Genomic DNA, 10,950 nt, shown 5'->3' on the forward strand with positions numbered 1-10,950 from the left:
AATAACGCTTGCGCCCCTGGCGGGAGTATGCGTTAATAGCGTCATCGGTTTGTGGTACAGACCTATTTATGTAAGCCATTTTAGTAAAGTTGTTCAGCAAAAAGCGATAGTCCACCATCACTTCTTCGACGAATTTCCTTCTTAATACGTGCCCATAAGTACATACTGGCAAGCAGACCCTCTATCGCCGCAGGCGGTTTTTATCTTAATGAAGGAAGTACAAATGTCTAATAAAGTAACTGGTTTAGTAAAATGGTTTGACGCAGGTAAAGGTTTTGGTTTCATCACTCCGGCTGACGACAGCAAAGATGTTTTTGTTCACTTTTCCGCCATCCAGAGCAACGATTTCAAAACCCTGGACGAAGGCCAGCGCGTAGAATTCACCATTGAGCAGGGTCAGAAAGGCCCGTCCGCTGCTAACGTGGTTGCCCTGTAAGATACGCGTCAAAGGGATGTCGACGGTGGCCAAGTCTACCGCCCCGGCAACGGCCGGATGATATGCCTTTGCAACGCAGAGAAAACCCCGGCCAAGGCCGGGGTTTTTTTATTGCCGGTAGCGGCGCGCCACGGACGACCGAAGGTCGCTAGGCGCTTTTTCGCCGTGCTTGGTATCTCGGCCGCCACCCGGTCCAGGGTTCAGCCGTAACGTCACCCGCTATCTTAGCCAAAAGCGTTGCTCCAGGATTCAGCGGTTACGTTACTCGCTGTTTTAGCCGAAGCAGTCCGTGTCGTTCCTTAGTCCAGCCGTTACCTTACTCGCTATCTTAGCCAAAGCCCTACGGGCAATGCTACTTTGGTGCCGATGTCTGCCCCAAGTCCGTTTCCTATGCCAACATGAGTCTAACCAGAACCTTATCTGCCGCTCCCGTCGTTTCCGTTTGTTTTAACGTGTTAGGTCAAAAGTGTTTTCCCTAACTCAACGAACACGTTAATTAGTTTAATATTTGACGTTTAAAACAATAACGGGAGAACAGCGGGATGAGGTTATTACCTTTTAGTTATGGCAGGAAAACGTTGCTGGCGCTCATGTTGGACGCGTTCAGGGCATCCCCATTAATGCTGCAGGCGGCAGTGGTGCCGGCCGGGGCGCTGTTGGCGGCGGATCAGGACATCGTCCGCAATAACAGCAGTGAGCCCGCGTCTCTTGATCCGCAAAAAGTGGAAAGCGAGGTTGAATTTAATATTATAAGCGATTTTTTTGAAGGGCTGGTCAGCGTGGATAATGACGGGAAAATCCGTCCGCGTCTGGCCGAACGCTGGGACAATGATCACAATACCCGCTGGGTATTTCATTTGCGACCGAGGCTAACCTGGTCGAATGGCGATCCCATTACCGCGGAGGATGTGGTCTTCAGCTGGCGCCGGCTGGTTAACCCGGTCACGGCCTCGCCCTATGCAAGTTATTTGAGCAACATGCAGGTGCTCAACGCGCAGGATATTGTAGACGGTAAGAAAAACCCGGATGAATTGGGCATCAAAGCCCTCAATGCCGGGACGGTGGAAGTGACGCTGGTGAAACCGATCTCCTATTTCCTGCAAATGCTGGCGCATCCCGCTCTGGTCCCCGTTGATAAGAAAGTTATCGATCAATTTGGCGATAAATGGACCCAGCCGGGCAATATTGTCAGCAGCGGCGCCTATAAACTCGACCAGTGGGTAGTGAATGAAAAAGTGGTCGGCATCAGAAACAACCGCTACTGGGATAACGCACATACGGTTATCAACAAAGTGACTTATCTGCCGGTGACCTCCGGCACCGCCGATGTTAACCGCTACCGCGCCGGCGAAATCCATATAACCTATACCATCCCCGAAACGCTGTTTAAATCATTGAAAAAGGAGATTGGCCCCGAGGTCCACATTTCCCCGAAGCTGGCGGTGTACTATTACGAATTCAATACTCAAAAAGCGCCATTCAACGACCCAAGGGTGCGGCTGGCGCTCAATTTGAGCTTGGATAAAAGTATCATCGCTGAAAAAGTACTGGGCCAAGGACAGACGCCCGTTTGGACCCTCAGCCACTATGCCGCCGGCGGTTATAATTTGAAAATGCCGGACTACGCGGGCTGGAGCCAGGATAAACGTAATGAAAAAGCGAAAGCGCTGCTCAAAGAGGCGGGTTTCGATGCGCAGCATCCGCTGACGTTTTCCTTACTGTATAACACCTCGGAATCCCATCAACGTATTGCCATTGCCGCCAGTTCAATGTGGAAGAAAAATTTGAGCGTCGTGGCAACGCTGCAAAATCAAGAATGGAAAACTATGCTCGATACCATGCATACCGGCAATTTTGACCTGGTGCGTTATGCCTGGATAGCCGACTACGATGAGCCCTCGACTTTTCTGAATAATTTCTTGAGCAATAGCAGTGAAAATATCGCCAAATTCGTTAATGCCGATTATGACCAAGCGATTCATGCGGCATCAGCGGCCACGCCGGCGAACGCCGGCCGGTTTTATCAGCAGGCGGAAGCCATTTTGGCGCACAGGTACCGGCGATCCCCGTCTATTACTATGTTTCAAGTAAGCTGGTAAAACCGTGGATGGGTGGTTTTAACGAATCGTGTAGCGATGCAAAATATTCTGGACTCCCCTAAACCCTAAAAAATAGCTATTTTAGACAGTCCAGAATTGGTTACAAAATCTATAGCTAAGGTAGGCGTCACTGTAGTTATCGTATCTGTTAAGTTATGCAGCTAGAGATTTCTGCTCCCGATTTAGCCAAACTTCGTCCTGACAGATCCGGTTCCGTGTTTGACCTGACCACAGGTTAGATTACGGATTTTGACGGCCACATAGATCTATTTTCGCTTCTCCGGCGACTCCTCATTTTCTGCGGAGATACAGCTGATTCGGGAGTCACATAATAAGAGTGCTGTGACTGTGTTTTTTCGTTGTTCCTAGAGGGTAAAGTTCCCTATCCACGCTCTCATCTTCCCCAATGTGGCAACGTCTTGCCCTCGTCTCGGAGGTAGATATTTCATCATCCTGAACAAAAATGTGCCATGTGCGTTATCGTTGATCACTCGCGACCTGTTCTGTGATGGTGGAACAAGTTTCACCTACTTACTCCAAGGCATCATCTTGTCTTAACTCAATAAGTCCTATAGGATACCCAGCAAAATAGGGCCTATTCAGAATTAATGCTTCAGCCAAGGTTGTACATGATAGTAAAAATTAAAGCCTTCTTATCAAGCTGGGAAATTGGTGGAAAAGATGAGTATGCTGATGCTTACCACATGTATGGAGGGGCTTTGTTGAATAAATCGAACTTTTAGGTGACTGGCGGCTCTGATCACTACATTCGTTTCAACATCAGGTCCCCATGGCAAAGCAAAAGTTTAAAATCACCAACTGGCCCGCATACAACAATGCGCTCAGGCAGCGGGGGGACATGACAGTATGGCTTGATGAGTCAGCCATTGCTGCATGGACTGAGAGTACACCACCTGAACATCGTGGCCGGCCGCTTCACTACACCGATATGGCCATTACCACGGTTCTGATGATAAAGCGCGTGTTTAACCTTTCGCTCCGGGCGTTACAGGGTTTCGTTGACGCGATTTTTAAACTGATGGGGCTGTCGCTGCGCTGCCCAGATTACTCTCTGGTCAGCCGGCGAGCAAAAACCGTCGACATCAGCATAAAAACGCCAACCCGCGGCGAAATCTCACACTTGGTCATCGATGGCTCCGGCCTGAAAATCTTCGGCGAAGGCGAATGGAAAGTCAGGCAGCATGGGGCTGAGAGGCGCAGAGTATGGCGCAAGCTTCATCTGGCAGTAGATAGCGCGACACATGAAATTATCTGTGCCGATTTATCGCTAAGCGGTACGACAGATGCGCAGGCACTGTCCGGGCTGATTAACCAAACCCACCGGAAAATCAGGGAAGCGTCGGCTGACAGTGCTTACGATACGCGTTACTGTCATGATGCTCTGCTGAGGAAAAAAATAAAGCCGCTTATCCCACAGTGAAGTGGTGCGCAATATTGGCCAGCTCGATACCATGAGCGTAACCATGCGGTGGCAAATCAGCATCTGAGCGGCAATAACGATACCTGGAAAAAGAAAGTAGGTTATCACCGGCGTTCACTGGCTGAAACGGCCATGTTCCGGTTTAAAACACTTCTGGGTGGTCATCTGAGTCTGCATGACTATGACGCGCAGGTAGGTGAGGCTATGGCAATGGTCAAAGCGCTTAACCGGATCACGCTGTTAGGAATGCCAAACAACGTCCGCATCATGTAACAATCGCCCTGATAGGGAGGAAGTCGTCACAAATTTCGGATTTATTCAACAAAGCGTATAAAGACCGGTGGTGTCATTTATCCCCAGCTGGGCGCGTACTTGCACTATAATAATGTGTGATATCAATTCATTATTATCAGCTCGCTAACTTTATTTTTACTATTTCCCAAAGAATAAGAAAGCTGGACGCTTTCCTGCGACAATGCCGAAAATACTTCACGCATTTCTGGTATATTATTGACGGAAATAATCATTTTTCCGTTAATGCTTTTAGCTAAACGTGCCATGTTTTCGTATTCATCGAACGAAAAGGGGACGCCATAGCCTTGCGTCTTCCAATAGGGCGGATCGAGATAAAAGAGAGTATGTGGGTGGTCATATTTCTCAACGCAAGTTCGCCAGCTCAGATGCTCAATTGTTACTCCTGATAGACGTAGATGAGCCAGAGAAAGCTGCTCTTCAAGCCTGAGAAGATTCACAGCCTGTGAACGTACGGCAGAAGCACCGAATGTCTGTCCGGAAACTTTTCCTCCAAATGCCAGATGTTGCAGATAATAAAATCGCGCAGCACGTTGAATATCAGTGAAAATTTCTGGTGGCGTCTTTTGTTGCCACTCAAATAGAGCCTGTTTAGAAATTTGTGTATTTGCCTGATTTTGATATGTTCAATCCAACATCAAAAACAGGTTAATTTATGGACGAAAAACAGTTGCAGGCTCTGGCTAACGAACTGGCCAAAAATCTCAAAACCCCTGAAGATCTCAGTCACTTCGATCGGCTGCTGAAAAAAATCAGCGTCGAAGCAGCTCTCAATGCCGAAATGACCCATCACCTCGGCTACGATAAAAATCAGCCTAAACCGGGGACCAACGCCCGCAACGGCTATTCCACAAAAACCGTTACCACTGGCGATGGCCCGCTGGCACTGCGTACTCCGCGCGATCGTGACGGTTCCTTTGAACCGCAACTGGTGAAGAAGAACCAGACCCGGATTACCGGGATGGATAACCAGATTTTATCGTTGTACGCCAAAGGGATGACCACCCGCGAGATCGCCGCCGCGTTCAAAGAGCTGTATGACGCCGATGTCTCGCCGGCGCTGGTCTCAAAGATCACCGATGCGGTCATGGAGCAGGTTGTCGAATGGCAAAACCGGCCTCTGTATGCAGTCTATCCCATTGTTTATCTTGACTGTATCGTTCTAAAAGTCCGGCAGGACAGCCGCATCATCAACAAATCTGTGTTCCTGGCGCTGGGCATCAACATCGAAGGCCAGAAATAGTTGTTAGGTATGTGGCTGGCCGAAAATGAAGGCGCAAAGTTCTGGCTGAACGTGCTGACAGAGCTGAAAAACCGCGGCCTGAACGATATCCTTATCGCCTGCGTAGACGGGCTGAAAGGTTTCCCTGACGCTATTAACGCGGTGTATCCGGAGGGCGCGGCTCCAGCTGTGTATCGTGCATATGGTGCGCAACAGCCTGCGGTTCGTCTCCTGGAAGGACTACAAGGCCGTCACCCGCGACCTGAAAGCTATCTATCAGGCCCCTACGGAAGAAGCCGGCTTGCAGGCGCTGGAAGCGTTCTCCAGTGCCTGGGACATCCGCGACCCGCAAATAAGTCGAAGCTGGCAGGCAAACTGGGCCAATCTGGCCACGTTCTTTGCCTACCCAACGGACATCCGCAAGGTGTTCCCGACCGACGACGCAGTGAAAAAGGTGGTGTGGCTGGCGATACAGGCGGCCTCACAGAAATGGACAATGCCTTTGAGGGACTGGCGCATGGCAATGAGCCGCTTTATTATCGAATTCGATGACCGCCTGGACGGTCACTTCTGAGAAAAGGCATTTACACAGAATCCGGTACGGGCTCATTCAGTACGCCCCGCCGGTACGTTAATAGCTGCCACAGTTCAGGAGCACCGGCGCCGCCGGTGCTTTTTCTTCGATTTTTCCTGCTGAGGCTTACCTATGCAACACCGCCCAACCGTAACGGGAAACTTTTCCCTGACCAACCCTGCGGTTCGCGCCTGGCTTTACCAGATTCTGGCTGTTGTGATCCTGGTGGCGTTTGTCGGCCATCTGGTGCATAACACTCTGACCAACCTGAACCACCGCGGTATCACCTCCGGATTCGACTTCCTTAATAACGCCGCCGGTTTTGGCATCGTGCAGCATCTCACCGATTTTGAACAAGGCGACACCTACGGGCGAGTCTTTGTCGTCGGTCTGTTCAATACGCTGCTGGTATCGGCGCTATGTATTGTTTTTGCCTCGATACTGGGTTTTATCATCGGCCTGTCGAGACTGTCCGAGAACTGGCTGCTGCGTAAACTCTCCACCCTGTATATCGAGATTTTCCGCAACATTCCGCCGCTGCTGCAAATCTTCTTCTGGTATTTCGCCGTGTTGCGCAACCTGCCTGGACCGCGTCAGGCGGTAAACGCTTTCGATCTTGCCTTTCTCAGTAACCGCGGACTGTATTTACCCGCTCCCGACGCCGGCTCGGGCGCTTGGGCGACCTTTCTCGCGCTGCTGATAGCCGTGGCGCTGTTTCGCCTCCAGCGCCGCCATCAGCTTAAAACCGGCCAATTGCGCCGCAGCTGGCCGTGGATAATCGTGCTGCTGGTAGCGCTGCCGGCACTGGCGCAGTTTATCGCCGGCCCCGCGATCGCCTGGGATGTGCCGCAGCTGCGCGGCTTTAATTTCCGCGGCGGTATGGCGCTTATTCCCGAGCTCGCGACGCTGGCGCTGTCGGTGTACACGTCTGCGTTTATTGCTGAGGTGATCCGCTCCGGTATTCAGTCGGTGCCGTTCGGCCAGCACGAAGCGGCGCGCTCGCTCGGATTGCCAAATCCGGTGACGCTGAACAAAGTGATCCTGCCGCAGGCGATGCGAGTGATCGTTCCTCCCCTTACCAGTCAATATCTCAATATCGTCAAGAACTCATCGTTGGCGGCCGCTATCGGCTATCCCGATATGGTGTCGTTGTTCGCCGGCTCGGTGCTCAATCAGACCGGCCAGGCCATCGAAACCATCGCCATTACCATGGGGGTTTATCTGGTCATCAGCCTGGCTATTTCGTTGCTGATGAATATTTATAACAAGCACAAAGCGCTGGTGGAACGTTGAGAGGTCCCGATGACTATGACTTTATCTCCGCAGGAACCCATCGCGTCGGTCTCACGTAATCGGCTGGTCCTGGCAACGCAATGGATCAAACGCAATTTGTTTTCCAACTTCACGAATAGCCTTCTGACCCTGTTCTGTCTCTGGCTATTGTGGATAGCCTTACCGCCGCTGGTGGAGTGGGTGTTCATCAAAGCCAATTGGTTGGGGAAAAGCCAATTGGTTGGGGACCTCGCGCCTTGATTGCACTCGCGAAGGCGCCTGCTGGGTATTTATCCACGCGCGTTTCGGCCAATTCATGTATGGACTTTATCCGCTGGATCAGCGTTGGCGCATCAATGTCACCCTTATTGTGTGCCTGCTTTCGCTGCTGCCGATGTTTTGGCGCGGTATGCCGCGCCGCGGCCGCTATATCACCTGCTGGGTGATAGCGATTCCCATCTTTACCTGGATCATGCTTTACGGCGGCTTTTTCGGCCTGAGTCGCGTGGAAACCCGCTTATGGGGCGGCCTCACTCTGACTTTGATTATCTCCGCGGTGGGCATCGCCGGCGCGATGCCGTTGGGGATTATTCTAGCGCTGGCCCGGCGTTCATCTATGCCGGTGGTAAAATGGCTGGCGATCATCTTTATCGAGTTTTGGCGCGGCGTACCGCTTATCACCGTGCTGTTTATGTCCTCGGTGATGCTGCCGCTTTTTCTCTCCGAAGGCACCCAAATCGATAAACTGCTGCGCGCGCTGGTGGGCGTTATCATGTTCCAATCCGCCTATGTGGCGGAAGTCGTACGCGGCGGGCTACAGGCGCTGCCAAAGGGCCAAACCGAGGCGGCGGAATCCCTGGCGCTCGGCTATTGGAAAACCCAGGGGCTCATTATTTTGCCGCAGGCGCTAAAGATGGTCATCCCCGGACTGGTCAATACCATCATCGCGTTATTTAAAGACACCAGCCTGGTGGTCATTATCGGGTTATTCGATCTGTTTAGCAGCGTGCAGCAGGCAACGATGGACCCCGCCTGGCTGGGCATGTCCACCGAAGGTTATGTCTTCGCCGCGCTCGTTTATTGAATTTTCTGTTTCAGCATGTCCCGCTATAGCCAGCATCTGGAAAAGCGTTTTCATACCGGACACCAGCATTGAGGTTTTTATGAGCATGAATAATAACGCCGCCCCTACGGACAACCTAATAATTACAATGGAAAACGTCAATAAATGGTATGGACAGTTCCATGTTTTGAAAGATATCAATCTGCAGGTCAAAGCCGGCGAGCGTATCGTGTTATGCGGCCCCTCCGGATCGGGTAAGTCCACGACGATCCGCTGTATCAACCATCTTGAGGAGCATCAACAGGGCAACATTGTGATTGACGGTACTCTGCTTAATGACGATCTCCGCAATATCGAGCGCGTACGCACCGAAGTCGGCATGGTATTTCAGCACTTCAATCTATTTCCGCACCTGACTGTCCTGCAAAATTGCATTCTGGCGCCTACCTGGGTACGCAAGATGCCCAAGAAAGAGGCCGAGGCGCTGGCGATGCACTATTTGGAGCGGGTGCGCATTGCCGAACATGCGCAAAAATTCCCCGGACAGTTGTCGGGCGGACAGCAGCAACGGGTCGCTATCGCCCGTTCGCTGTGCATGAAGCCGAAAATCATGTTATTTGATGAACCGACCTCGGCGCTGGATCCTGAAATGGTGAAAGAGGTGCTGGATACCATGATAGGACTGGCTGAAGATGGAATGACCATGTTGTGTGTGACCCATGAAATGGGCTTTGCCCGCACCGTGGCCGATCGGGTGATCTTCATGGATCGCGGCGAAATTGTTGAACAGGCACCGCCGGAGGCGTTTTTCGCCCAGCCGAAATCGGCGCGGACCCGCGCTTTTCTCTCACAGGTCATTCACTAATGTTCCCGGCGGGTGAGCCCGTACCGGATTCTGTGTAAATGCCTTTTCTCAGAAGTGACCGTCCAGGCGGTCACCGAACTCGATAATAAAGCGGCTCATTGCCATGCGCCAGTCCCTCAAAGACATTGTCCATTTCTGTGAGGCCGCCTGTATCGCCAGCCACACCACCTTTTTCACTGCGTCGTCGGTCGGGAACACCTTGCGCTTTTTGATGGCATGCCGGATCACGCTGTTTAACGACTCGATGGCGTTGGTCGTGTAGATCACCTTGCGGATGTCCGTTGGGTAGGCAAAGAACGTGGCCAGATTGGCCCAGTTTGCCTGCCAGCTTCGACTTATTTGCGGGTCGCGGATGTCCCAGGCACTGGAGAACGCTTCCAGCGCCTGCAAGCCGGCTTCTTCCGTAGGGGCCTGATAGATAGCTTTCAGGTCGCGGGTGACGGCCTTGTAGTCCTTCCAAGAGACGAACCGCAGGCTGTTGCGCACCATATGCACGATACACAGCTGGAGCCGCGCCTCCGAATACACCGCGTTAATAGCGTCAGGGAAACCTTTCAGCCCGTCTACGCAGGCGATAAGGATATCGTTCAGGCCGCGGTTTTTCAGCTCTGTCAGCACGTTCAGCCAGAACTTTGCGCCTTCATTTTCGGCCAGCCACATACCTAGCAACTCTTTCTGGCCTTCGATGTTGATGCCCAGCGCCAGGAACACAGATTTGTTGATGATGCGGCTGTCCTGCCGGACTTTTAGAACGATACAGTCAAGATAAACAATGGGATAAACTGCATCCAGAGGCCGGTTTTGCCATTCGACAACCTGCTCCATGACCGTATCGGTGACCTTTGAGACCAGCGCCGGCGAGACATCGGCGTCATACAGCTCTTTGAACGCGGCGGGCGATCTCGCGGGTGGTCATCCCTTTGGCGTACAACGATAAAATCTGGTTATCCATCCCGGTAATCCGGGTCTGGTTCTTCTTCACCAGTTGCGGTTCAAAGGAACCGTCACGATCGCGCGGAGTACGCAGCGCCAGCGGGCCATCGCCAGTGGTAACGGTTTTTGTGGAATAGCCGTTGCGGGCGTTGGTCCCCGGTTTAGGCTGATTTTTATCGTAGCCGAGGTGATGGGTCATTTCGGCATTGAGAGCTGCTTCGACGCTGATTTTTTTCAGCAGCCGATCGAAGTGACTGAGATCTTCAGGGGTTTTGAGATTTTTGGTCAGTTCGTTAGCCAGAGCCTGCAACTGTTTTTCGTCCATAAATTAACCTGTTTTTGATGTTGGATTGAACATATCAAAATCAGGCAAATACACAAATTTCTAAACAGGCTCGTTTCTGAGACAAGAAAAAAGCCCTCTGCGTTAGCAGAGGGCTTCTTGATTATGCCTGGCAGTTCCCTACTCTCGCATGGGGAGACCCCACACTACCATCGGCGCTACGGCGTTTCACTTCTGAGTTCGGCATGGGGTCAGGTGGGACCACCGCGCTAGTGCCGCCAGGCAAATTCGTTTTCCGCACCGCTTTCACCGTGCAGATGGCTCTTGCTGCCCAACCCTCACTCGCGTGACCGTCAGGCGTTATCCGGAACATTGCTGATATTGTCTTGTCTCTTGCGCCCGCTTCACGCCCTGCCGCCGCACTAGGGTGGATGCCCCTGGCACATCACT

4 protein-coding genes, 1 rRNA gene and 5 pseudogenes are annotated in these 10,950 nt (G+C 52.0%); 7 read left to right on the forward strand and 3 right to left on the reverse strand.

All coding sequences use genetic code 11. The features are described 5' to 3' along the window. Positions 1-223 precede the first annotated feature (223 nt). From cspE to SOPEG_RS19025, 3 genes and pseudogenes are all read left to right on the forward strand, one after another. Positions 224-436 (forward strand): transcription antiterminator/RNA stability regulator CspE, encoded by a 213-nt coding sequence (cspE, locus tag SOPEG_RS25440; protein ID WP_071882318.1) that lies wholly within the window; start codon positions 224-226, stop codon positions 434-436. Positions 437-1,026: 590 nt separating this feature from the next. Next, positions 1,027-2,597, forward strand: a pseudogene (locus tag SOPEG_RS19020) (ABC transporter substrate-binding protein). Between the two features lie 728 nt (positions 2,598-3,325). Next, positions 3,326-4,249: pseudogene (locus SOPEG_RS19025) on the forward strand (IS5-like element ISSoEn1 family transposase). Between the two features lie 122 nt (positions 4,250-4,371). Here the strand turns inward: SOPEG_RS19025 and SOPEG_RS27945 are convergent. Then, the gene (locus SOPEG_RS27945; protein ID WP_148297140.1) at positions 4,372-4,887 is read right to left on the reverse strand and encodes a DNA adenine methylase; all 516 of its coding nucleotides are present in this window, start codon (positions 4,885-4,887) and stop codon (positions 4,372-4,374) included. A gap of 56 nt (positions 4,888-4,943) precedes the next feature. Here SOPEG_RS27945 and SOPEG_RS30310 point away from each other — a divergent pair. The 4 genes and pseudogenes from SOPEG_RS30310 (at position 4,944) to SOPEG_RS19055 (ending at position 9,284) form a co-directional block, all read left to right on the forward strand. Beyond that, positions 4,944-6,084 (forward strand): annotated as a pseudogene (locus tag SOPEG_RS30310) (IS256 family transposase). Positions 6,085-6,216: 132 nt separating this feature from the next. Continuing rightward, positions 6,217-7,377 carry an amino acid ABC transporter permease gene (locus SOPEG_RS19045; protein WP_025246528.1) on the forward strand — a complete coding sequence of 387 codons (1,161 nt, stop codon included), beginning with the start codon at positions 6,217-6,219 and terminating at the stop codon, positions 7,375-7,377. A 15-nt stretch (positions 7,378-7,392) separates the two neighbouring features. Then, positions 7,393-8,512, forward strand: a pseudogene (locus SOPEG_RS19050) (amino acid ABC transporter permease). Between the two features lie 13 nt (positions 8,513-8,525). Beyond that, positions 8,526-9,284, forward strand: a complete 759-nt coding sequence (locus SOPEG_RS19055; protein WP_025246529.1) for an amino acid ABC transporter ATP-binding protein — start codon at positions 8,526-8,528, stop codon at positions 9,282-9,284. A 48-nt stretch (positions 9,285-9,332) separates the two neighbouring features. Here the strand turns inward: SOPEG_RS19055 and SOPEG_RS25450 are convergent. Both SOPEG_RS25450 and rrf read right to left on the reverse strand, forming a co-directional pair. Further along, positions 9,333-10,542, reverse strand: a pseudogene (locus SOPEG_RS25450) (IS256-like element ISSoEn2 family transposase). Between the two features lie 125 nt (positions 10,543-10,667). Next, positions 10,668-10,783, reverse strand: a 5S ribosomal RNA gene (rrf, locus tag SOPEG_RS19065). Positions 10,784-10,950: the final 167 nt, after the last annotated feature.

Origin of the sequence: Candidatus Sodalis pierantonius str. SOPE, from assembly GCF_000517405.1 — a bacterium.
Classification (GTDB): domain Bacteria; phylum Pseudomonadota; class Gammaproteobacteria; order Enterobacterales; family Enterobacteriaceae; genus Sodalis_C; species Sodalis_C pierantonii.

Excerpts from the sequence above, each read along its gene's own strand:
- cspE (WP_071882318.1), top strand. The coding sequence starts at position 224 with ATGTCTAATAAAGTAACTGGTTTAGTAAAATGGTTTGACGCAGGTAAA.
- SOPEG_RS19055 (WP_025246529.1), top strand. The coding sequence starts at position 8,526 with ATGAATAATAACGCCGCCCCTACGGACAACCTAATAATTACAATGGAA.
- SOPEG_RS19045 (WP_025246528.1), top strand. The coding sequence starts at position 6,217 with ATGCAACACCGCCCAACCGTAACGGGAAACTTTTCCCTGACCAACCCT.